This window comes from Burkholderia sp. BCC1640 (assembly GCF_902833125.1).
GTDB lineage: Bacteria > Pseudomonadota > Gammaproteobacteria > Burkholderiales > Burkholderiaceae > Burkholderia > Burkholderia diffusa.
On sequence record NZ_CADFEF010000006.1, the window covers coordinates 186,853 to 208,556 of the forward strand.

A 21,704-nucleotide genomic window follows, 5' to 3' on the forward strand; every position below is an offset into this window, starting at 1 on the left:
TGACCGGGACGGGCGCTCGCCGCTCGCGAGCAACCACGCGGTGACGTTTACGTCAGCCCGACCCGGAATGTCCACCGGGCAGCGGCGCGCGGGCGAGTGCCGCGTCGACCGGCGGCAGGTCGACCCGATCCGGATCGAGTACTTTCCAGCGGCCGTCGAGCAACCCTTCCAGCGGATGGAAGTTTGCCTTGTAGGCCATCTTCGGGCTCTCGCGGATCCAGTAGCCGAGATACACGTACGGCAGGCCGAGGCTTTTCGCCTGCTCGATCTGCCACAGGATGTTGTACGTGCCGTAGCTCGTGTGCTGCTCGTCCGGCTCGAAGAACGTGTAGACCGACGACAGCCCGTCGCCGAGGATGTCGATCATGCTGACCATGCGCAGCTTGCCGGGCTCGCCGCCCGGCGCGTCGAGATCGCGGAATTCGACGAGGCGCGAATTGATTCGGCTCTGCAGCAGGAACTGCTCGTACTGGTCGCGGCTGTCGCGATCCATGCCGCCGCCGGCGTGGCGCGCCGACTGGTAGCGCATGTAGAGCGCGTAGTGCTCCTCGTCGTAGTGCAGCGGCGAGACCGTCGCGACGAGCGCGCGGTGCCGCTTCCACATTCGGCGTTGCGTGCGCGACGGCGTGAACGCGCCGACCGGCACGCGCACCGGCACGCAGGCTCGGCAACCGTCGCAGTATGGACGATAGGTGAACACGCCCGAGCGCCGGAAGCCGGCCTTCACGAGTTCGGTATAGATGTCGGAATTGATCAGGTGGCTCGGCGTCGCGACTTGCGAGCGCGCGACGCGGCCGTCCAGATAGCTGCACGGATAGGGCGCCGTTGCATAGAATTGCAGCGCCGAAAGCGGTGAAAGCGGCAGCTCAGTCGGGTGAGTCATGGGCAGCTCTCGATGCAGGGAGGGAGTGCCGCGCTAGCGCTCGATCCCGGAGGGGGCGGCCGGTTCTGCAGGGCCCGTCAGCGCGGCGAGCGCGCGCTTGTCGAACTGCCACGGAATCGGCGGTTCGGCTACCGCGCGGCGCACGTGAGCGACAAAGGCCTTGCGTGCGATCTCGCGGCCGCCGAGCGACGCTAGATGCGACGTATTCTGCTGGCAGTCTATCATCTCCAGCCCCTGCTCGCGAAGATGGGCGACGAGCGTCGCCAGTGCGATCTTCGACGCATCGGTGGCATCCGCGTACATCGATTCGCCGAAGAACATTCGTCCGAACGCGACGCCGTAGAGGCCGCCGACGCGGCGCCCGTCATGCCACGTCTCGATGCTGTGCGCGTTGCCGGAACGATAGAGCGACGTATACGCGTCGATGATTTCGGCCGTGATCCAGGTGCCGCGCTGCCCGCGACGCGGCGCCTGCGCGCACGCGCGCATCACGCCCGGAAAGTCGTGGTCGACGCGCACTTCCCATGCGGGGTCGCGCAGCACGCGCCGGAGCGTCTTGCGCAGCGACGGGGACACCTTGAATTCGGCTGGCACGAGGACCATCCGCGGGTCGGGGCTCCACCACAGCACGGGTTGACCGTCCGAATACCACGGGAAGATGCCGCGCAGGTAGGCCTCGATCAGTCGCGACGGCAGCAGGTCGGCGCTCGCGGCGAGCAGCCCCGGCGCGCCGGTCGCCGGACCGAGCGCGCGTTCGATGGGCGGAAACGGATCGTCCGGGCCGAGCCAGGGGACCATGGGGCGCGGGCTCAGCCGTTGCGCAGCGAGCGGAAGATATCGCCGGTATGGACGCCGTAGTCGCCGGCGGCGCGATCGGCGAAAAAGAAGCGCAGCGTCTGGCTGACGGTCGGGAACGCGATTTCGTCCCACGGAATGTCGGCTTCGTCGAACAGCTTGACTTCAAGGCTTTCCTCGCCGGCCTCGTAAGCCGGATCGGTGAGCCGCGCCAGATAGAACAGGTGGACCTGGTGCACGTGCGGCACGTTCAGCAGCGTGAACAGGTTCTGCACCTCGACGCGTGCGCCGGCCTCCTCGAGCGTTTCTCGCGCGGCGGCCTCGGCCGTCGTTTCGCCCATCTCCATGAAGCCCGCCGGCAGCGTCCAGAAGCCGTAGCGCGGTTCGATCGCGCGGCGGCACAGCAGCACCTGATCGCCCCAGACCGGCACCGTGCCGACCACGTTACGCGGATTCTGGTAATGGATCGTGCCGCAGTGATCGCAGACGAAGCGCTCACGGTTGTCGCCCTGAGGAATGCGCGCGATGACTTCGTGACCGCAGACGGAGCAGAATTTCATGTCGAGTGGAAGGGACGAGGTGATGCGAGTGTATCACCGGGGCGGGGCATTCTTGAACGCGCGCGCATGCGTGCGGCGTGCGGCGCGTAGCGCAACGTGCGATGCGCGGAATCGGGCGCCGAAAAACAAAAAGCCCGGCGTTGAGCCGGGCTTTTTGCATGAATCGGGACGTTGGTTGCGGGGGTAGGATTTGAACCTACGACCTTCGGGTTATGAGCCCGACGAGCTGCCAGACTGCTCCACCCCGCGTCCGTCGAAGAAATGAATTATATGGACTAACCAGAATGCTTGCAAGCACTTTCTGACAATCGCGTCGCAATCGCCGGCGGGGCGCTTGCAGGGCCGGTACGGCAGGCGCGTGAGCTAGAATCGAGCGGTTTGCTTGTGTCGTTCATTCCTGCAGCGGAGTCGCGCGCGAATTGCGTCGGTGCCGTTGCAACACTCACTACTGCATCGACGGATTCATGGACATCGCTCACGATCTGCAATCGATCGGCGCGCAGGAACAGGCGCTCGTGTTTCCCCATTTCGACCCGGCTCGTGCCTGGGCGCTCGGCAACCGGATGCATGCGCTCGCGACGTCGCGCGGCCATGCGATCGCGATCGACATCGTCACGTTCGGCCAGCCGCTGTTCTATGCGGCGCTCGCCGGTGCGACGCCCGACAACGCCGACTGGGTGCGCCGCAAGCGCAACGTCGTCGCGCATTTCCGCCGCAGCTCGTATGCGATCGGCCTGCGCATGCAGCAGGCCGGCGCCACGCTCGCCGACAAGCACGGACTGCCGATCTCGGAATATTCGCCGCACGGCGGCGCGTTTCCGCTGACCGTCGCGGGGGCCGGCGTGATCGGATCGATCACCGCATCGGGCCTGCCGCAGCGCGCGGATCACGAGTTCGTCGTCGAAGCGCTGTGCGCCGAGCTTGGGCAGAACTATGCCGTGCTGGCACTTGCAAGGAGCTGAGCGATGCAGCTTCCGGGTTACGCATGGCTCGCGATCGCGATCGTCGCGGAAGTGGTCGGCACGTCCGCGCTGCGCGCGGCGGACGGCTTCACGCGCTTCTGGCCGTCGGCGCTCGTCGTGGCCGGTTACGGCATCGCGTTCTACTGTCTGTCCCTCACGTTGCGCACGATGCCCGTCGGCATCATCTATGCCGTGTGGTCGGGTGCCGGCATCGTGCTGATCACGCTCGTCGCGATGCTGCTCTATCGCCAGGTGCCGGACCTGCCGGCCGTGATCGGCCTCGGGCTGATCATCTCGGGCGTCGTGGTGCTGAACCTGTTCTCGAAGATGCAGGCGCACTGAGCGTGCGCCCGCGATGCGCCGGATGGCTCACATGACCGATTCCATTTCCGCTTCCGCGGAATCCGCCCAGCCCGACGTTCGCGCGTATGTCGCGAACCGCATCGGCTATCTCGAACTGAACCGGCCGAAGGCGCTGAATGCGCTGTCGGTGGGAATGATCCGGCTGATGCAGCAGGCGCTCGATGCCTGGCGCGACGCCGCCGACGTGGTCGCCGTCGTCGTGCACAGCCCGCATCCTCGCGCGTTCTGCGCGGGTGGCGACGTGCGCTTCTTCCACGACGCGTGGCAGCGCGGTGACCGCGATGTGGTCGACACGTTCTTCATCGAGGAATACACGCTCAACCATACGATCTTCACCTATCCGAAACCGTACATTGCGCTGATGCACGGTGTCGTGATGGGTGGCGGCATGGGCATTTCGCAGGCGGCACGGCATACGGGCGGCCTGCGTGTGGTCACCGACTCGACGAAGATGGCGATGCCCGAAACGCGCATCGGCCTGTTTCCCGATGTCGGGATGGGCTGGTTCCTCGCGCGCACGCCGGGTGCAATCGGCCGCTATCTCGCGGTGACCGGCGCGACGCTCGACGCGGCCGGCGCACTGTATGCACAGCTCGCCGACGTGTACCTGCCCGATGCCGCGCTGCCGGCGCTGTTCGATACGCTGCGCAGCGCGCGCATCGACAGCGGTGCGCAGGCCGTCGCGTGCGTGGCCGACGCGGCCGCGTCGCACAAGGTCGTGCCGACGCCTGACACGTCGGCGCTGGCCGACGCGCGCGTCGGGATCGATCGTCATTTCGCGCGAGCCGATATCGGCGCGATCCTCGCATCGCTCGACGCGGAGCAGGATTGCGCCGCGGTCGACGGATGGGTCGAGAAGGCGACCCATGCGATGCGCAGCCAGCTGTCGCCGCTGTCGATGGCCGTGTCGCTCGAAGTCGTCGAACGGGCGCGCGGGGCGACGATGGCCGATTGCCTGCGGCGCGACCTCGACCTCACGCGTTCGACGTTCGCGCACGGCGATGTGATCGAGGGCGTGCGCGCGCTGATCGTCGACAAGGACCATCAGCCGGCCTGGCGCTTCAAGTCGATCGCCGATATCGACCGCGCCGACGTGCTCGCGATGTTCGACAGCCCGTGGACGCCCGACACGCATCCGCTGCGCAATTTGAAGGACTGACGCACCGCGGTTTCGACGCGAAAAGCAAAAAGGCCGCCTGCATTGTGTGCAGGCGGCCTTTTCATTCGAGGATGCCGATCCGGCTCGGCGGGCAGTGGGCCGGGGGCCTCGCGGCAAGACGTGCGTTATTCGTCGCCGGCGTCGTCCGACATGAACGCGCGCATGAACACGAGCGCGCCGAAGCCCCAGACCGCGTTCGCTGCGAAACCGGCGGCGAGCACCGGCATCATGTTGCCCGACGGCCAGATCCCGCGCAGCGGATCGATCGCGAACACGCGGGCGGCCGTCAGCACGATGCCGCCGAACACCAGCGCGCCGATCCACGGCGCCTCACGGTCCGGCGTCACGCGCAGCAGCCACGCCATCGGAATTGCGCAGCACGCGCTGATCAATGCGTTCGCAACAAATTCAGGAATGCCGAGCGGCGCGAACGGTTGTGTGGAGAAGCCGGCGGCGGCGATCAGGTCGGCCGTATGCAGGAGCGCGAGCGTCGCTTCGCGAAAGAAGAGGGCGGCCAGGAAGCCGGACAGGAACGGCAGGATGACTTTCTGCATCGATGAGTGCATTGCAGGCGCGGCCGGCGGGGCCGTCCGCGCGAAGTTATTCGGATAGGTGCGTCATTATAGGGCCCGGCCGACGCGATATTCGCTGGAGCGTCGTGCTAATCACGAAAGCGGAAAACCTAAGCTCAAAAAAATCGTTCCAAAGCCCTGCAGCGATCCATAGACTGATTTCCCAGAAACAGCCGTGCAATCGCGTACTCGCCCGCGGCACGGCCTGACCGGCGAGCCATCCCGATTCGAACGCACACCATGCATGCGTCGCTCATTCGCGACGCGAGCAGGGCCTCGTTTTGTCCAGATTCCGGCAAGAACAGTCAAGCAGGAGCAGCAGATGAACGTTTTCTGGTTTATTCCCACGCACGGCGACAGCCGTTACCTCGGCACCGCTGAAGGCGCGCGCGCCGCGGATTACGATTATTTCAAGCAGATCGCCGTCGCGGCCGACACGCTCGGCTATGAAGGCGTGCTGCTGCCGACCGGCCGTTCCTGCGAGGATGCGTGGGTCGTCGCGTCGAGCCTGATTCCGGCGACGCAGCGCCTGAAGTTCCTGGTCGCCGTGCGTCCCGGCATCGCATCGCCCGGCCTCGCGGCGCGGATGGCCGCGACGTTCGACCGTCTGTCGGGCGGGCGTCTGCTGATCAACGTCGTGACCGGTGGCGATGCCGCCGAGCTCGAAGGCGACGGACTGTTCGCCGACCACGACACGCGCTACGAAATCACCGACGACTTCCTGAACATCTGGCGCGGGCTGCTGTCCGCGTCGCACGACAACGGCGGGTTCGACTACATCGGCAAGCACCTTCAATCGAAGGGCGGCAAGGCGCTGTATCCGCCCGTGCAGCGCCCGCATCCGCCGTTGTGGTTCGGCGGATCGTCGCCGGCCGCGCACGCGATCGCCGCCGATCACATCGACACCTATCTGACCTGGGGCGAGCCGCCCGAGGCCGTCGCGAAGAAGATCGCCGACATTCGCGCCCGCGCCGAGGCGCGCGGCCGCAAGATCAAGTTCGGCATCCGCCTGCACGTGATCGTGCGCGAGACCGAGGACGAAGCCTGGCGCGATGCCGAGCGCCTGATCAGCCGTCTCGACGACGAGACGATCGCGCGTGCGCAGAAGGCATTCGCGAACATGGATTCGGAAGGCCAGCGCCGGATGGCCGCGCTGCACGGCGGCAAGCGCGGCGGCCGTGAGGCGCTCGAGGTGTATCCCAACCTGTGGGCCGGTGTCGGTCTCGTGCGCGGCGGCGCGGGTACCGCGCTCGTCGGCAACCCCGAGCAGGTCGCGGAACGCATGCGCGAATACGCGGATCTCGGCATCGAGACGTTCATCCTGTCCGGCTATCCGCACCTCGAGGAGTCGTACCGTTTCGCCGAGCTCGTGTTCCCGCTGATCAAGGGCAAGGGTGCGGCGCGGGCGTCCGGTCCGCTGTCGGGTCCGTTCGGCGAGATCGTCGGCAACAACTACCTGCCGAAGGCGAGCCAGAGCTGAACGAAGGAGGTGTGTGATGACAACGAAAACGTCGACGACCGGCGCGGCCGTGGCCGCCCGCACCTGGCGCGGCATCGCGCCGTGGCTCGTGCCGCTCGCGCTGCTGGCCGCATGGGAGGTCGGCGCGCGCGTCGGCTGGCTGTCGACCCGCGTGCTGCCCGAGCCGGTGGCGGTCGTGCGTGCCGCGTGGTCGCTCGTGACGTCGGGCGAGATGTGGGCGAACGTCAAGGTCAGTACCTGGCGCGCGCTGTTCGGCTTTGCGATCGGCGGAGGCGTCGGCCTGGCGCTCGGGCTCGCGACCGGCTTGTCGAAAGCAGCGGAGGTCGCGCTTGATTCGACGATCCAGATGATCCGCAACATCCCCGCGCTCGCGATGATTCCGCTCGTGATCCTGTGGTTCGGCATCGACGAGAAGGCGAAGCTGTTTCTCGTCGCGCTCGGCGTGTTCTTTCCGGTCTACATCAACACGTATCACGGGATCCGCTCGGTCGACGCGAACCTGATCGAGATGGCGAAGAGTTACGGCGTGCGCGGCTTCGCGCTGTATCGCGACGTGATCCTGCCCGGCGCATTGCCGTCGATTCTCGTCGGCGTGCGCTTCGCGCTCGGGCTGATGTGGGTGATGCTGATCGTCGCGGAAACGATCTCCGCGCAGTCGGGCATCGGCTACATGACGATGAACGCGCGCGAATTCCTGCAAACCGATGTGGTGGTGGTCGGCATCCTGCTGTATGCGGTGCTCGGCAAGCTGGCCGACGTGCTGGCGAAATGGATCGAGCGCGTGACGCTGCGCTGGCACCCCGCTTATCAATCTGGAGCAAAAGCATGAATGCGACGACTTCGGCGGCTGCCTACGGCCCGCTCGCCGGCGCAGACCTCGAGGTCGAACTGGCGCAGGCACGCGTGACGGACGACGACGCACGTCATGCGGCGATCGTCGATCGGGACGGCGGCGCATCCGTCGTTCCGCTTGCCCGGCGGCGCACGGGCGGCCCGATACAGGACGACGCGGTGACGCTGTCGGGCGTCAGCAAGCGCTTCGGCACGCGCACCGTGCTCGACAACGTCGAACTCGGCATCGCGCGCGGCAGCTTCGTCGCGATCGTCGGCCGCAGCGGCTGCGGGAAATCCACGCTGCTGCGCCTCGTCGCGGGACTTGAGGCGCCGAGCAGCGGTGCGCTCGTGACGCGCGGCGAGGGGGGCGGCACGCTCGACACGCGAATCATGTACCAGGATGCGCGATTGCTGCCGTGGAAGACCGTGCTGCAGAACGTGATGCTGGGCCTGGGTCGCGGGGCACGCGATCGGGCGCGCGCGGTGCTCGACGAAGTCGGGCTCCTTGAGCGCGCGAACGACTGGCCCGCGCAGTTGTCGGGCGGCCAGCGGCAGCGCGTCGCGCTCGCCCGAGCGCTCGTGCACCGACCGCAACTGCTGCTGCTCGACGAGCCGCTCGGCGCGCTCGACGCGCTGACCCGTATCGAGATGCATGCGCTGATCGAGCGTTTGTGGCGCGAGCACCGGTTCACCGCGCTGCTCGTCACGCACGACGTGCAGGAAGCCGTCGCCCTCGGCGACCGGATCCTGTTGATCGAGCAAGGTCGCGTCGCTCTCGATCAGCCGGTGCCGCTCGACCGGCCGCGTGCACGCGCGTCGGCCGCGTTCGCGGCGCTCGAAGATCGCGTACTGCAACGCGTGCTCGCCGGCGGGCAAGGTGGTGCCGAGCAGGGCGCGGCACATGAGGTCGATCACGTACGACCGGTCGGGCAGATTCGCTGGGCCGTTTAAATCCGGGCGGCACCGGCCGCCCGCTCTCAGACTTTTTTCTTCGGAGCGATCAACCCGATGAGCATCACTGCAATCAACGTGCGTAACCAGTTCAAAGGCAAGGTGAAGGAGATCATTCGCGGGCCCGTGGTCTCCGAGGTCGACGTCGAGACGCCGTTCGGCATCGTCACGTCGGTGATCACGACGCGTTCGGTCGACGAACTTGAACTGAAGGTGGGCGCGGAAGTCGTCGCGCTCGTGAAATCCACTGAAGTGTCGATCGCGCGCCTCTGAGCGTGTCTTCGATGCCGGGCGCCGCGGATGAGCCATCCGGCCATCCGTCGCGCCCGGCATTTTCGTCGCGCGTTTGCCTCGGTATTCGCCGTCCGGACGAAGTGCTAGGATGGAACGACACCGACGCCGGAGGCCAACGCATGACCCCCATCCTTTCTCCCGAAGCCATCGAGGCGCTGAAGTGGATCGACCAGTTCGGCGACACCCGGCCGGTTCCCGCCGCGTTCGACGATGTCGTCTATGCGTTGCTGAACGAAGGGCTGATCTATCAGGCGGCGGCCGACCGCGTCGACCTGACCGCCGACGGCAAATCCGTTTTGTCTAACGAATACGATTGAGCGCACGGCGCCGGCTGCCGAGGCGGCCCGGCGTGCGTCGCCACGGAGCGAGCGATGGAACCGAGAGGCAGCGATCTCGGCGATTTCAGCGAGCCGTACCGCGGCTATGAGATCGAAGTGAAGACCGAGCAGGTGTGGGACGGCGAGCATGCGCACTACCGCGTGCTGCAGGGCGCGGCCGTGCGGATTGACTGGCGGCTCGTGAAAGTCGACGGGATGCTGCTGACCGAACGCCGCGTGATCGAGCGCGTACTCGAGGAGGCTCGGCGGGCCGTCGACGCCGAACTGGGCGAGGGCGGCCCGGTCTAGTCAGGCTGCCGGGCCGGCCTGGTCGCGTTGCGGTAAAATGTCGGGTTGTTTCCCGCGCCGCTTGCTGCCCCGAATTCCATGTCCGCTTCGTCCTCGCTTCCTCCCCGCCGAGTTTCCGTGGCGCCCATGCTCGACTGGACCGACCGTCATTGCCGGTCGTTCCATCGCACGCTGACGCGCGACACGTGGCTGTATACGGAAATGATCACGACGGGCGCGCTGCTGTTCGGCGACGCCCAGCGGCATCTCGCGTTCACGCCGAACGAATCGCCGGTCGCGCTGCAGTTGGGCGGCAGCGAACGGGACGATCTCGCGCGTGCCGCGAAACTCGGCGAGCAGTGGGGCTATGACGAGATCAACCTGAATTGCGGCTGTCCGTCCGAGCGCGTGCAGCGCGGCGCGTTCGGCGCGTGCCTGATGAACGAGCCGCAACTCGTTGCCGATTGCGTGAAGGCGATGCGCGATGTGGTGTCGGTGCCGGTCACGGTCAAGCATCGGATCGGGGTCGACGCGGTCGAGGACTATGCGTTCGTGCGGGACTTCGTCGGCACGGTGGCTGAGGCCGGCTGCGAGACGTTCGTCGTGCACGCGCGCAACGCGATCCTGAAGGGGCTGTCTCCGAAGGAGAACCGCGAGATCCCGCCGCTCAAGTACGACTATGCGTATCAGCTGAAGCGCGATTTCCCATCGCTGGAGATCGTGATCAATGGCGGGATCAAGACGCTCGACGAAGTCGCGCAGCATCTCGAACATGTGGACGGCGTGATGCTCGGCCGCGAGGCATATCACAACCCGTACGTGCTCGCGGGCGTCGATGCGCGCTTCTATGGGTCGAGTGCGGCGATGCCGACGCGCGAGGAGGCCGAGGCGAAACTGATCGAATACTGTGCGGCGGAACTGAAGCGCGGCACGTATCTCGGCGCGATCGTCCGGCACGCACTCGGGCTGTATCGCGGCGTCGCGGGTGCACGCGGCTGGCGTCGCGTGCTGTCGGACAACAAGAAGCTCGCGCGCGGCGATCTGGCCGTGTTCGACGAGGCGCGCACGCATCTGAACGACGCTCTCGAAAATTTTGAAAAAAATGCTTTGCAAGACGGAAAAGTCTTCGTATAATCTTGTTCTTCGCTGCTGAACACGAAACGAAACAGCGAAGAAACAAAGCAGTAACAGTGGTGGCTGTAGCTCAGTTGGTAGAGTCCAGGATTGTGATTCCTGTTGTCGTGGGTTCGAGTCCCATCAGCCACCCCAAAGAATTCCTAGCGGTATCAAGTAGTTAGAAACGGCACTGTTCAAAAAGACAGTGCCGTTTTTGTTTTGTAATTCCCAAATTGGGAATTACATGCTTCGACGCTTCACGATTTTCGTTCGATCGTAGACACGTGCAGTCGTCGCCGGATTGGCATGCAGATCCGGCAATGCGCCGCGTTCCGCCTTGTATCGGGTGACGTAATAGGCCCGCAGGTCGTGGAACGTGAAGCGCTTCGCCATTACCTTTTCCTTCAGCGCATCGGTCATCAGCTTCGACCACATCGCCTTGAATCCGGCCGGCGTGTAGTGAGTCGCGTAGCGGTTCGAGAACACGTACAGGCAGTCATCCTTCCGCACGGCGCGCAGGCGGCCGATCAGTTCAGTGAGCGCCGGCGTGATTTCGATCTGCTCGATCACCTCGCCGCGCTTCTTCCCACGCTGCTTCGCGCGCTTGATGCGGATCGTGCCGGCCACCTCGTCGATCTGCGGCCATGCCAGGTCGAGAAATTCAACCTTCCGATTGCCGGCGAGCGCCGCGTATTCGGCCGCCATGCCGATCACAGCCTTCTGGCCGCCGAGCGATGCGACCCAGGTAGCGAACGCCTGGAAGTCTTCCGGCTCTGGCGCCTCGGTGCGCGGCTGCTCCTCATTCCGTCGAACCTCGCGGCAGGGGTTGTGCTTCGCCTCGCCGCGGTCGATCGCAAGGCCGATCAGGTTGGAGAGCAGGGCAACCTCGCGGTTCGCGCGCACTGGTGCGGTGGCGCGCTCGATGCGTAGATAGCGCGATACGTGCGTCGCGTCGATGTCGGCGGCGCGCATGTCGCCGAACGTCTCGAGCAGTGGGCCGCTGCATTGCTTGTAGTCGGTGCGCGTGTACTGCGAGTAGCGCGACCAGCCGGGCGTCTCCTGGAACTGCTCCCACAGGCGCGCGATCGTGCCGACGTCGTCGCCGGCGCCGAGGATGTCGAGCACCTTCCGGATCGCGAGCAGCCGGTCCTGGCCGAGGTTGATCGGCTTCTTGCCGACCGGGTGATAGCGGTAGGTGAAGCCTTCTTTTCGTTTCCGCGCCTCCATGCGCGGCAGGAGGCCGTCACGTTCCCGGTGCTTCTTCATGCTGCGACTCTCCATTTCGGCTGCGCGCGCGGCGCGGCGCCGGCGCGCGGCTGGTTCACCTGTTCCCACGTCAGCATGGGATGGCCGTCAGCCTTGCGCGGCGCGTCGATGCCCAGTGCTTTCTTGATCCAACGCGCCTGCGCTGCGCCTTGCTTCAGGCCGCCCGTCAGTTCGACGAGTTCTTCGTTCGTCACGATCGGCATATCACTCTCCCGCGCCGAGGCGCTTGAATTCAACGACCCAGACCCACGGGTTCACGTCCCAGCCGTGCCCGCGCGCGGCGTTCAGGCTGTCCCACAGGTCATGGAAGGCGCGGATGCTCGGCGGCCGGTAGGCGCCGGCGCAGTAACCGCGCATGTGGCGGTCCTCGATCGTCACGCCTTCGGCGCGCGCGTCGGACTCGCTGATGGACTGCAGACGCTCGGCGCGCACGCTGGTGATTTCGAGCGAAATGCGCGACGCCCAGCGCGGCATGTGGATCGACGGTTTCCAGGTGATATCGTCTGCGGGCGGCAAGTTTTCGAAATCAGGAGGCACGCACGCGGGATAGTCGGCTCGATAGACAGTCGGGCCCGGGTCGAGCGTTGTCGGTTGTGACCAGGTCTCGCGCACCCACAGGCGATCGCCGAGTTTGCCGTAAGGGCAGCGGATATGTTCGCTGATCACGCGTTCGGCGCGGCACCACGCCCATTCGCCGGTCGGTTCGTCAGTGCCGCGCGCTTCCTCCCTGCCGCGAAACTGGAAGATGTGATGCGCGCCGGTAGGCTTCACGATGCGCCGTGTCTGCGTCTTGCGGCCTTCGAGGATGGCGCGCACCATAGGTCCGTTGAACAGAATTGGATGTTCTTTCACGATTGCTTCCTTAATGCCGACGGGAGGTGAAAATGGCGCGCGAACTCATCGACGCTGACGAACTGCTGCAGATCATCAACGACCACATGGAAGGACTGCATGCATGCCGAAATCTGCACGTGTCCGGCGTTGTTGCCGATCCCGTCAGATCCCACGGGGGAAACTGGACGACCAGTGGAATCCGCCGGTCGGGTGGCGACCACGATGAGGTTGAATGTGGCGCAGCTATCCGAGCCTTCATGGAAGACCTGCAGGCGCGATACGATATCCGGTAGCACGCTCATCGGCGCGCCGTCACGCAAAGGTCGCTGTTACGGCGTACGGGCCGTCTTCGCTGTCGCCAATCTCGATCAACCACCATCCCGGCTCGGGCTCGGGGTTCCAGAGCGAGATGCCTTCGCCGCGCTCCCAGTACGCCAGTACGGCCGGATGATCTTCGGGCTCGGATTCGAGGTAGTAGATCGACGTCTTGATACCGGCCTGCGCTTCGAGCGCGGTCCACTGTTCCTTCGAGCAGTGCTCGGCACCATCCATCGTCACGGTCCAGAAATAACGCAGATCGGGATGGATGAAGTAGCCGTCCTGGTCGCGCGCGACGGGAATCTTCTGGAGCATGGGAACTGTTCTCACTTTCGGATTCGTCTCATTGCCGGCGGCGGTGTTCGCGCCGAAAATGCATTCAGCGGTCGGGTTCTCCGTACTCGGCCGCTGAGCTGTCGCCTCGCTCGCCTGTTTGGGAGCGGGGCACCTTTCCTCGCTAAGGTTATTAGCGGCCGTGCCGTTATCTGCTGGGAACAGTTCGCGTGCCTCGGGTTCTGTTCTGTTTTTTTGCCCGCTCTCGGTCTGCGTGAGCGGGCTATTTTCGTTTTGGGTGGTCATAGTCGGTCCTCGGTTACGCCGCGACGTGCGCGAGCTGTTGTTCGTGGGAGAAGTTCGCGCGGATCAGCGCGGTCGCGACATCGGGGCACACGCTGTTGCCGATCATGCGGACCTGTGCCGACTTCGATAGCGGCTTTCCGTTCACGACGGGATCCAGCACGTAGCTGTCCGGGAAACCCTGCGCGCGGGCGAGCTCGCGCGGCGTGAGCATCCGCATGCCGATGTCGACGATCGCGTAGTCCTCGCCGTGGATCGTGACCAGGCCGATGCGATCACGCGTCGGGATCGTGTGCATCGGCTCGCGCGCGTCCTGCCACTGGCCGCCCTCGCCGTAGTACTTGATCAGGAACGCTCGCACCTCGGCGTGATGCGTGCCGCCGGCGCTGATCGTGTGCAGCGGCTCGTCGGTGCGCTGGCCGTCGCGACTCGTGCCGCGGAGCTTCACGAGGTTCGACGTCACAACTGCGTGATGGTCGGTCGTTGTCACGGTGCCGGCTGGCACGTCGATACGCGTTCCCGTGACGCCGCCGTAGTGCTTCGCGAGGAACGCTGTCACGGCCGCGTGCTTGATGCCCTGCGCGACGACGGTACCGAGCGGCTTGTCGAGGCCTGGCACGCGCGGCGCCTGGCCGGGCCGCTCGCCGTAGCTGGTCTGGATCAGCGTCGCGGCGACCAGACCCATCGCATGCGCAGCTCCGGCCGGCCGCGCGCAGTCGCCGCCGGCGGTCACGGTATGCAGCGGCGCGTCGGCGGCGCTCCCGATGCTGTTCGCGCGGAACTTCGTCACGTGCGGCACGCAGACGGCGAATCGGTTCGCGGTCGTCGTCGTGCCGAGCGGTTCGTCCAGCGGCGCGTCGCGGAAGCGCGTTTCGTCGCTGTAGTACGACACGATAAACGGATCTGAGCTGTTCACGACGAACTTCATGATGCCGCGCGCGATGCGGCGCAGCGTCGCGTCCTTCAACGGGCGCTCGCGCTCGAAGATCGACGGACAGGGGATCGACCAGTCGATGCAGTCGGCCGCGGTGCGCCACGGCTGCTGCGCACCGGCGCGCACGGCTGCGCTTTTCGGGTCGCCATGCGTCGGCGTCGGCCAGACGATCGGTAGCCCGTCGCGCCGGGCGACGAGGAACAGGCGCTTGCGGATCGTCGGCGCGCCGAAGTCGCACGCGCGCAGCTCGCGGTGCTCGACGCGGTATCCGTGGCGCGCGAGCGCGTTCACAAATGAGCGGAACGTGCGGCCGCGGTTCTTCGGGCAGGGCCGGCCGTCGGCGCCGAGTGGCCCCCACGTCACGAATTCTTCGACGTTCTCGAGCATGATCACGCGCGGCTTGACCGTCGCGGCCCAGCGCAGCGCGATCCACGCGAGACCGCGGATCTTCTTCGACACCGGCTTGCCGCCCTTCGCCTTGCTGAAGTGCTTGCAGTCAGGTGACAGCCACACGAGGCCGACCGGCTGGTTTCCCGTGATGGCCGCGGGCTTCACGTCGAACACGCTTTCGCAGTAGTGCGCCGTATGCGGATGGTTCGCCAGGTGCATCGCGATCGCTTCCGCATCGTGGTTAATCGCGACGTCGACCGGCCGGCCGAAGGCACGTTCAAGGCCTGTGCTGGCACCGCCGCCTCCAGCGAAGTTGTCGACGATCAATTCACTGCCGAGGTCGAGCGGCAGGGTCATCTGGTCACGCTTCACGCGAGATCTCCGTTCGATGGTCAGGCTTCAGGGGTGGGTGCTCGGCTAGCATGTGGCAGCTGGTTAGCATGAAAGCGCCGCGCTGCAGTACGTGTTGGCGTTGTGACGGCGCCCACCCGTCACTCCGAGCACCCACCGTTGAAGCCGGTGGAAAAAAGCGGGGTGAGACTTCCACCCCGGAAAGTGCCGCGCGCTACGAGGGCGCGCGCAGCAGGCCACGGGGGATTCGGTTATTCGGGGGAGCCGAGCAGGATCTTTGTCTCGGTCTGTGCTTCGATGTCCGACCAGATCGCGCGGAAGGCGTCTTCGAGCACCTTGTGCGGGCGGATGAGTTCGTACCAGATCGTCAGCGCGCCATCCTTCACGCGGTACTTCAGGCGGGCGGCGAGCGGGTACTTCGCGCCGTTTTCGAAGACAGGGATTTCGAGCGCGATTTCGGTCGGCATCTTCACCTTGTTGCCCGTCGCGTTCACGTCCTCGCGCCACACGAAATCGACGCTGCCATCCTGCAGGCGGGTCGCGGACACGAAGTTGCCGCCCTTGCTCGCTTCGAAGTTCAGCGCGATCGACAGCATGTCGCTACCCGACGGGGTGACGATGTCCGGCAGGTTGTCTTCGATGAGCTCCGCGAACTCGAGCTGCGTCGTCGGCTTGCGGTCACGCGCCGTCCAGGTCTTCCACTCACGCGATGCCGGCACAGCGAACTGAACGCGGTACTCGCGCCAGTTCGCGCCACCGTTGTCGAGCGCGTCGCTCGCCGGGAAGTGATCATCGATGACGCCGAGGATGTGCGCCGGGTCTAGCGACGCGTAGATCATGCTGTTGCCGTTCTTCTGGCGGTTGAAGTAGGCGATGAAGCTCGCAGCGTCCCGAAGCTTCACGGTGCCGATCGGGCGATGCGGAACTTCGTCGCGCTCGTTGATGGTGCGCACCTCGTAGCCGGACGGCACAACAACGAACGGCCGGCCGTCGGCGAGCGGGGATTTCTTCGGATCGGCGAGGGCCGTGCCGGCGTTGAGGGCAGCACTGATATCGGGTGCGTCGTGGTCGGACATGTGAATCTCCTGATGGTGAGGTGGATGCGGTGATTACCGGCCGGTGCCGGTGTCGGCGAGCTGGATGCCCGGCAGATCGGGCTGCCGCTCGCTGTTGCGGGAGAGGTTGTTTTCGACGGTCGGGAAGAACACCTCGGCGGCGCGCTTCTCCTTCGGCAGAGTGGTCGAAACCTCGCCGGACACTTCGAGCGCGTCCGCGACCTTGGCGAACGGCTTGATCTCGATCGTCACGCTGATCTTCCCGGCCTTGCCGGTGTCGCGGACGAGGGCGACGAGCTGATTGAGCTGCTCGGTGGCTTCCTCGACGAGCATGCCGCCGCGGATGTCGACGAGCGTCGACGTGTAGGACTTCATCATGGCTGGCTCCTATGGGTCAGTCGTTGTCGTTGGCGGCGCGGTACTTCGCGTCGCGGAAAAAGGAAGGGCGCCGAAAGAATCCGGCGCCCCTCGAATGCCGCGCGGACCGAGGTAAGCCGCGCGGGTTATGCTCTGTTGGGTCAGCGTGGCATCCACTCCGTGCCGCGCACGATCCGGCCGACCGGCTCGAGCACGAGCACCTCGGATTCCTTCTCGCTGCGCACGAGCGCGCGGCCGCGGCGCTTTGCCTTCTCCAGCGATTCATGGCGTTGCGGTTTGCAGTTGCGGCCGACCGTGACGAACAGTGGGGCGCGCGCGCCGACCGGGCCGAGCGTCAGCTCGTCGATGCGCGCCTCGAGCGCCGCGGCGTTCGCGCGCCAGGTGTCGGACTTCACCTGCGCGGCATCGCGCTCGGCGGTGAGCCGCTCGATGTCGGAGCGCAGGCCCGCGATGATCTGCGCGACGTCGATGACGCCGGCGTTCGGTTCCAGCGACTTCTCGACGAGGCCGACCGATACCAGCGTCGGCGCCGCATCCGGCTGCGGCGTGTCGCCGGCGAGCGCCGTCGGCCGCGCTGCGCGCGCGAGCCAGTACACATACTCGTTGCCGCCACCCGCGCGCTTCTCGCGTTCGACCAGCCCGTCGCCGAGCATACGGTTCAGCTCCTTCGTCACGTCGAGCTGCGGAAGCCCCGTGCCAGTCGCCACGGCTTTCGCCGTGGCCTCCGACGTTTCAGCTAGATACCGCTCGATGTCCTCTCTCACGCTGCCTCCCGTATGCTGCGCGGCGCGGCGCGGCGACCGCGACCTGTCCATCCTCAATCCAGAATGCCTCGATGCCGTCCGGCAGCCCCGCGGGCGGCGTCTTGAGACTCATGAACACGAGCGCCGTGTCGATCTGCTCGGTGTAAGCGAGGTCGTCGAGCCAGTAGAGCAGCCGGTCGCGTTCGGGGCCGACCAGGACGTCGGCACGATCTAGCACGAGCAGCTTCAGGCCCGAGAAGTGGCTGATCGCGGCGGCGATGTGCGCGTCGACGCGCCAGCGCTCCGATTCCGACAGCAGGGCGTACACGCGACCGTTCGCGAGGATCTCCATGTCCGGCGTGATGGTCACGTCGGCCCATTCGGACAGCTCGGCGAGCGCGGTCAGGCGCTCGTTCATCGGGGTGAGCGCCTCGCGCAGCAGATCGGCGGGAATGCCGCTCGGCGCGAGCGCGTCGGCGATCGCTTCCCACGCGGCGACGTCCTGATACAGCGCAAACGCCTTGCCCGTGATCTCGATTGCGGCGGCGGCGCGGCGCTCAGCGTCCCGCGCGGCTGCGATATCCGTGTCGAGCTGCTTGCGGCGTTGCATCAGCGAGCCGAGCTCGCGGCGCGTCGCGTCGATCGCTTCGCTCGACGAATGGCCGCCGTCGGCGTTCGTTTCATTCTCGATTTCCTTCAGCTGCTTCGCGGCTGCGTCGGCTGCCTCGAGTTCCGTGCGGCGATTTCGTGCGGCGTTCTGCAGAACCGTGAGGCTGCGCTCGTACTCGGGCAGCTTCGCGATCGCTTCTTCGTCGCGCGCGCCAGCAGCGGCGGCCGCCGCGAGCGCGCCGTTCAGGAAGCGCAGTAGCGCGCCGCACTCGGGGCAGGAGCATTCAATTCCGGCCGGCGCGGTGCCGGCGCGTACGCGCAGCGCTTCGACCTTCGGCAGGAACTCTGCGACCTGGCCGTCGGCGAGCTGCGCCAGCTCGGCCGCCTTCGCGTAGCCTGCCGCCTTGTCGCGCTGCGCGGCGATCTTCGAAGCGCGGGCGCGCGCTGTGGCTTCGCCGGCCTCGGCCGCGCCGATCTGGCGTTGCAGCTCGCCGATCTCGCCCTCGAGCGACTCACGTTCGCCTTCCAGCGTGCGCAGCGCCGCCGCGTCAAAGCTGACGGCGGCGGGGCGCCAATCCGCAGCCTTCTGGCTACCGTACGTTTCGCCGGTCGTCGCGCGCCACGCCTGCTTCGCGCCGCGGGCACGATCGGCGGCTTCCTTCTGCGCGGCTTCGAAGCCCGCGCGCAGCATCGGCGTGATCGCCTCGAGCTGCGTATCGACGGCGAGCTTGATCACGCGAGCCGGGGACGTCAGCTTGTCGATGAGCCGTGCGCGGATTTCCTGCGCGCCGATCTTCACACCCATCAGCTCGTACAGGAACGCGCGGCGCGCGGCGTCGTCGAGCTGTGCGAACCGCTGCGCGTCGAGCACCAGTGGCAGCCGCGGATCTTCGGCGAGATCGCGCTTGATCTTCCCGCCGGGCAGCATGACGCTGTTCGCCTGCTCGCCACACGCAACCACGATTTGGCCGGCCTCCGAACCCTCGGTGACGAGCGAGCCGTATTCCTTTTTCAGCGCGACGCGCACGGTGTTGCCGGTGAGCGCCATGCGCACGGCTTCCTGCAGGCTGCTCTTGCCGGCGCCATTCGGGCCGGCGAAGAGCGCGACGGGTTTCGACAGCCGCAGGTCCGCGGTGTGGATCCCGAGCACTTTCGAGACGTAGATGTCGGTGATCTTCATGTCAGATTCCGGTTAGTCGGCGCTGATCGGCGCGCGTGTGCGGCGAGCGGAACCGGCGCGGGGCTCTTGCTGCGCCTGTTCTGCCGCGGCTGTGATGGCGCGCATGCGCGCAGATGCCGCCGCGTTCAGGTCTGCCTTCGCTGCCTCGTCCGGCACGCCGGCGATCGCGCTGCGCGCGAGGTCGAGATCCTCGGCGGTCGCGGCGGACTCGATGTCTTCGCGGATGCCGCGGACCAGGCCGTCGACGTCGAACGCGAAGCCGCTCTGGCCGCGATCCTCGCGCGGTTCTCCCTGCTCGTCGGCCGGCCCCGGCTGATCAGCCGCCGCCGGCGCGCCATCCGCGCGCGACTCGGTCGCGGGGCCGGTTTCTACCGGCGGCGCTGCGCCGCGCGGAACTTCATCGGCCGGTTGCGGGCGTCCGGCCCGCAGCTCGTCGAGCGTGGCGCGGTTTACCGAGTAGCTGCCGTCGTCGTGCACGTCGACGATGTCGGCGGCTTCCTCGACGGTCGTGAGGCCCATCAGCAGCTCGGGCGCGTAGAGTTTTCCGAAGAACGACGCGCTGCGATACCGGAGCATCACTTCGGGCATCGTCTGCCACTTGCTGCCGTTCTTCGTGTACCAGCCTTCCTTCACAGCGAGCTCGATCGACACCGGCGGCGATTCGAGGCGCGTGTCGGTCCCGCGCTCGAGCGCCCATGCGATGCACTCGATGTCCTCGATCTCGACGTCCTGACGTTTCTCGGTGCGAGTACGGTTGCCGCTCGGGCCGCTCCATTCGAAGGTCACGTACGGCACGGTTTTGCGACCGAGCTTGCGGATGTCGAATCGCAGCGGTGAGAATCGGCCGCACCCGTTCACGGCCGCGATGATCCACTGCGAGGACCACGACGGCCGGCCCTCGACGATGTACAGGTTCTGCATCACCATCAGCGGATCAGCGCCCATGCGTTGCGCCATGTTCAGCGCGACGACGGCGTTTGCGAGCGCGTTCGGGTTCTCGCGCGATTCGGTGACCTCGCCGTAGCGGTTGGTCTTCTCGATCGTCTTGCGGTACGCGGCGGGCACGAGCGTCGACGATGCAAGCAGGTTCGCCGCGCGCTGCATCAGCTCGAACGACTGCAGCGAGCCGAAGCCGGGTGCGACGGCGGGCAGATTGGCCTCGCGCGGGAGCGGCGAGCGGACGGATTCCAAGGTGGTGGGCGTGGACATGGAGGTCTCGCGAGTTAGTCGTGGAACTGGCAGGTGCCGTGGCGCGGGCAGTACTTCTTGTCGCACAGCAGCGATTTCGGGTTGGGGTAGAAGCGGCCGGAGCGGAACATGTCCGCCGCGAACTGGATCAGCCCGGGCGTTTCCTCGGTGCCGATCATCACGCGCTTCGAGTTCGCGATCGGGGCGGCCGCGACTTCCGGCGTGCCCTTCGTTTTCAAGCCGATGATCTCGGCGGTATCCCCGATCTGTTCGCCGGTCGTGTGCTCGTACAGCAGCTCGTACGTGCCAATCTGCGGCCCGTGTCCCTTCGTGACGGCTGCGCCTTTCTGCACGGCCGACGAGCCGCTTTTCAGGTCTGCGATGCCGACGCCGGCTGCCGAGCGGCGCACGCGCGCTCGGTCCATCGTGCCGGTCAGGCGAACGATCACGCCGCCGCCGCAGTCGATCTCGAGCGGCTTCGTTTCCATCTCAACGGCGATGAAGTCGTAGCGCGGCGCGACCTCGAGGCAGTACTTCGTCGTCAGTGACAGGCCGATGCGCTCGGCGTCGGACATGCTGAGGTCGTCGCGCTCCGGATCAAATTCGTTCTCCGGGTCGCGCAGCTTGTCGACGAACGCGCCGGCCGCGTCGTCGACGGTCAGGCCCGAGCCGTCGAGACGCGCCTGGTCGAACACGGCGGTGCCGGCGTGGATCGCGGTGCCGAGGGCGGCACGCAGGCCGACCACGTTGCGCATGTTCAGGAGGTGGATGCCTTCCCAGCGGTAGGCGCAGTCGAAGAGCGCGCCCCAGCTGGACGCGCGAACGGTATAGACGGATGGGTTCACAGGAATCCCCAATGCTTGGTGAGGCTGTCTACGGCGACAGCGAGAAGGGCGACCGCGACGAGGATCGCGATGACGAGTGCGCGCGCGGCGCGCGGGTGCCGGCGCTCGAAGAGGTCAGCGTGGTCGGTGAAGCGGCTCATGCAGGCCTCGTGACGAAGGCGGCGATGGCCGTGCCGTCCGCGTTGAGCCGAGCAAGCACGATCGTGCACACCGCGGCGATCGTGAGCGCGACGAGGTAACCAGCTATGGGATTCCATTCGAAGAGCCAGTCGAGCAGCGCGCCAAGGTAGTCGAAGGGCGTCATCCGAGGCTCCGCAGGTAGGGCCCGGCCAGATCAGCGCCGAACCAGAGTGCACCGATCGCGACGCCGTATGCGAACGCCCATGCTGATCCTTCGATCACGTACCGCAGGCGCGATACAGGCGCTCGTTTGTAATCGCGCAATACAGGCGATAGGCTGTTG

The 21,704-nt window shown here is 66.3% G+C and carries 28 protein-coding genes and 2 tRNA genes; 11 read left to right on the forward strand and 19 right to left on the reverse strand.

Annotated features, from left to right (window positions below):
• Window positions 1–52 precede the first annotated feature (52 nt).
• The 4 genes from HWX25_RS09205 to HWX25_RS09220 all read right to left on the reverse strand — a co-directional run bounded on the left by HWX25_RS09205 (window position 53) and on the right by HWX25_RS09220 (window position 2,487).
• A complete protein-coding gene (locus HWX25_RS09205) occupies window positions 53–883 on the reverse strand; it encodes an arginyltransferase (protein WP_059532913.1) in 831 nt (276 codons plus the stop codon).
• 33 nt (window positions 884–916) lie between these two features.
• Window positions 917–1,681, reverse strand: a complete 765-nt coding sequence (gene aat / locus HWX25_RS09210; RefSeq protein WP_059532910.1) for a leucyl/phenylalanyl-tRNA--protein transferase — start codon at window positions 1,679–1,681, stop codon at window positions 917–919.
• 11 nt (window positions 1,682–1,692) lie between these two features.
• The gene (locus HWX25_RS09215; RefSeq protein WP_059532907.1) at window positions 1,693–2,238 is read right to left on the reverse strand and encodes an NUDIX hydrolase; all 546 of its coding nucleotides are present in this window, start codon (window positions 2,236–2,238) and stop codon (window positions 1,693–1,695) included.
• A gap of 172 nt (window positions 2,239–2,410) precedes the next feature.
• Window positions 2,411–2,487 (reverse strand) — tRNA-Met (locus tag HWX25_RS09220).
• Between the two features lie 215 nt (window positions 2,488–2,702).
• Between HWX25_RS09220 and HWX25_RS09225 the strand changes: the two genes are divergently transcribed.
• The 3 genes from HWX25_RS09225 to HWX25_RS09235 are packed head-to-tail and all read left to right on the forward strand — an operon-like array spanning window position 2,703 to window position 4,722.
• Complete coding sequence (locus tag HWX25_RS09225; RefSeq protein ID WP_059524536.1) at window positions 2,703–3,200, forward strand: heme-degrading domain-containing protein; 498 nt, start codon at window positions 2,703–2,705, stop codon at window positions 3,198–3,200.
• A 3-nt stretch (window positions 3,201–3,203) separates the two neighbouring features.
• Entirely contained in the window at window positions 3,204–3,542 is a 339-nt protein-coding gene (locus HWX25_RS09230) for a multidrug efflux SMR transporter (RefSeq protein WP_034186989.1), read from the forward strand.
• Between the two features lie 31 nt (window positions 3,543–3,573).
• A complete protein-coding gene (locus HWX25_RS09235; protein WP_175908296.1) occupies window positions 3,574–4,722 on the forward strand; it encodes an enoyl-CoA hydratase/isomerase family protein in 1,149 nt (382 codons plus the stop codon).
• Window positions 4,723–4,847: 125 nt separating this feature from the next.
• Here the strand turns inward: HWX25_RS09235 and HWX25_RS09240 are convergent, their stop codons facing one another.
• On the reverse strand, window positions 4,848–5,276 hold the full coding sequence (locus HWX25_RS09240) for a hypothetical protein (RefSeq protein WP_059524561.1): 429 nt from the start codon (window positions 5,274–5,276) through the stop codon (window positions 4,848–4,850).
• 340 nt (window positions 5,277–5,616) lie between these two features.
• Between HWX25_RS09240 and ssuD the strand changes: the two genes are divergently transcribed.
• From ssuD to HWX25_RS09280, 8 genes are all read left to right on the forward strand, one after another.
• Window positions 5,617–6,774, forward strand: a complete 1,158-nt coding sequence (gene ssuD / locus HWX25_RS09245; protein ID WP_059818122.1) for an FMNH2-dependent alkanesulfonate monooxygenase — start codon at window positions 5,617–5,619, stop codon at window positions 6,772–6,774.
• A gap of 16 nt (window positions 6,775–6,790) precedes the next feature.
• The gene (gene ssuC, locus HWX25_RS09250) at window positions 6,791–7,603 is read left to right on the forward strand and encodes an aliphatic sulfonate ABC transporter permease SsuC (protein ID WP_175908297.1); all 813 of its coding nucleotides are present in this window, start codon (window positions 6,791–6,793) and stop codon (window positions 7,601–7,603) included.
• Window positions 7,600–8,559, forward strand: coding sequence for an ATP-binding cassette domain-containing protein (locus HWX25_RS09255; RefSeq protein WP_175908298.1), 960 nt, complete (start codon window positions 7,600–7,602; stop codon window positions 8,557–8,559). The genes ssuC and HWX25_RS09255 overlap by 4 nt, the downstream gene beginning before the upstream one ends.
• Before the next feature lie 57 nt (window positions 8,560–8,616).
• Complete coding sequence (locus tag HWX25_RS09260; protein ID WP_006400187.1) at window positions 8,617–8,832, forward strand: molybdopterin-binding protein; 216 nt, start codon at window positions 8,617–8,619, stop codon at window positions 8,830–8,832.
• Between the two features lie 140 nt (window positions 8,833–8,972).
• Window positions 8,973–9,170, forward strand: coding sequence for a hypothetical protein (locus HWX25_RS09265; protein ID WP_059467585.1), 198 nt, complete (start codon window positions 8,973–8,975; stop codon window positions 9,168–9,170).
• Window positions 9,171–9,224: 54 nt separating this feature from the next.
• Entirely contained in the window at window positions 9,225–9,479 is a 255-nt protein-coding gene (locus HWX25_RS09270; protein ID WP_059524526.1) for a hypothetical protein, read from the forward strand.
• A 126-nt stretch (window positions 9,480–9,605) separates the two neighbouring features.
• Entirely contained in the window at window positions 9,606–10,592 is a 987-nt protein-coding gene (gene dusA, locus HWX25_RS09275) for a tRNA dihydrouridine(20/20a) synthase DusA (RefSeq protein WP_244135225.1), read from the forward strand.
• Window positions 10,593–10,651: 59 nt separating this feature from the next.
• Window positions 10,652–10,727 (forward strand) — tRNA-His (locus tag HWX25_RS09280).
• 87 nt (window positions 10,728–10,814) lie between these two features.
• Here HWX25_RS09280 and HWX25_RS09285 read toward each other — a convergent pair.
• The 14 genes from HWX25_RS09285 to HWX25_RS09350 all read right to left on the reverse strand — a co-directional run bounded on the left by HWX25_RS09285 (window position 10,815) and on the right by HWX25_RS09350 (window position 21,545).
• The gene (locus HWX25_RS09285; protein WP_244138749.1) at window positions 10,815–11,840 is read right to left on the reverse strand and encodes a tyrosine-type recombinase/integrase; all 1,026 of its coding nucleotides are present in this window, start codon (window positions 11,838–11,840) and stop codon (window positions 10,815–10,817) included.
• The gene (locus tag HWX25_RS09290; RefSeq protein ID WP_175908303.1) at window positions 11,837–12,043 is read right to left on the reverse strand and encodes a DUF4224 domain-containing protein; all 207 of its coding nucleotides are present in this window, start codon (window positions 12,041–12,043) and stop codon (window positions 11,837–11,839) included. Before HWX25_RS09290 ends, HWX25_RS09285 begins: the two co-directional genes overlap by 4 nt.
• Window position 12,044: 1 nt before the next feature.
• Entirely contained in the window at window positions 12,045–12,692 is a 648-nt protein-coding gene (locus HWX25_RS09295; RefSeq protein WP_175908305.1) for a hypothetical protein, read from the reverse strand.
• Window positions 12,689–12,976, reverse strand: coding sequence for a hypothetical protein (locus tag HWX25_RS09300; RefSeq protein WP_175908307.1), 288 nt, complete (start codon window positions 12,974–12,976; stop codon window positions 12,689–12,691). Before HWX25_RS09300 ends, HWX25_RS09295 begins: the two co-directional genes overlap by 4 nt.
• Window positions 12,977–12,986: 10 nt before the next feature.
• Complete coding sequence (locus tag HWX25_RS33395) at window positions 12,987–13,571, reverse strand: hypothetical protein (RefSeq protein WP_244138750.1); 585 nt, start codon at window positions 13,569–13,571, stop codon at window positions 12,987–12,989.
• A 13-nt stretch (window positions 13,572–13,584) separates the two neighbouring features.
• Window positions 13,585–15,264 carry a DNA cytosine methyltransferase gene (locus tag HWX25_RS09310; RefSeq protein ID WP_175908309.1) on the reverse strand — a complete coding sequence of 560 codons (1,680 nt, stop codon included), beginning with the start codon at window positions 15,262–15,264 and terminating at the stop codon, window positions 13,585–13,587.
• A 230-nt stretch (window positions 15,265–15,494) separates the two neighbouring features.
• A complete protein-coding gene (locus tag HWX25_RS09315) occupies window positions 15,495–16,319 on the reverse strand; it encodes a DUF2303 family protein (protein ID WP_175908310.1) in 825 nt (274 codons plus the stop codon).
• Between the two features lie 33 nt (window positions 16,320–16,352).
• Window positions 16,353–16,676, reverse strand: a complete 324-nt coding sequence (locus HWX25_RS09320) for a hypothetical protein (RefSeq protein ID WP_089460785.1) — start codon at window positions 16,674–16,676, stop codon at window positions 16,353–16,355.
• A gap of 140 nt (window positions 16,677–16,816) precedes the next feature.
• A complete protein-coding gene (locus tag HWX25_RS09325) occupies window positions 16,817–17,383 on the reverse strand; it encodes a 1-pyrroline-5-carboxylate dehydrogenase (RefSeq protein WP_244138751.1) in 567 nt (188 codons plus the stop codon).
• Between the two features lie 25 nt (window positions 17,384–17,408).
• The gene (locus HWX25_RS09330; protein ID WP_175908312.1) at window positions 17,409–19,208 is read right to left on the reverse strand and encodes an AAA family ATPase; all 1,800 of its coding nucleotides are present in this window, start codon (window positions 19,206–19,208) and stop codon (window positions 17,409–17,411) included.
• 12 nt (window positions 19,209–19,220) lie between these two features.
• Window positions 19,221–20,417: a hypothetical protein gene (locus HWX25_RS09335; RefSeq protein ID WP_175908313.1), complete on the reverse strand. Its 1,197-nt coding sequence runs from the start codon at window positions 20,415–20,417 to the stop codon at window positions 19,221–19,223.
• Between the two features lie 14 nt (window positions 20,418–20,431).
• Window positions 20,432–21,241: a PD-(D/E)XK nuclease family protein gene (locus tag HWX25_RS09340; protein WP_175908314.1), complete on the reverse strand. Its 810-nt coding sequence runs from the start codon at window positions 21,239–21,241 to the stop codon at window positions 20,432–20,434.
• On the reverse strand, window positions 21,238–21,381 hold the full coding sequence (locus HWX25_RS09345) for a hypothetical protein (RefSeq protein ID WP_175908315.1): 144 nt from the start codon (window positions 21,379–21,381) through the stop codon (window positions 21,238–21,240). Before HWX25_RS09345 ends, HWX25_RS09340 begins: the two co-directional genes overlap by 4 nt.
• Window positions 21,378–21,545 (reverse strand): hypothetical protein, encoded by a 168-nt coding sequence (locus tag HWX25_RS09350; RefSeq protein ID WP_175908316.1) that lies wholly within the window; start codon window positions 21,543–21,545, stop codon window positions 21,378–21,380. The genes HWX25_RS09345 and HWX25_RS09350 overlap by 4 nt, the downstream gene beginning before the upstream one ends.
• Window positions 21,546–21,704 lie beyond the last annotated feature (159 nt).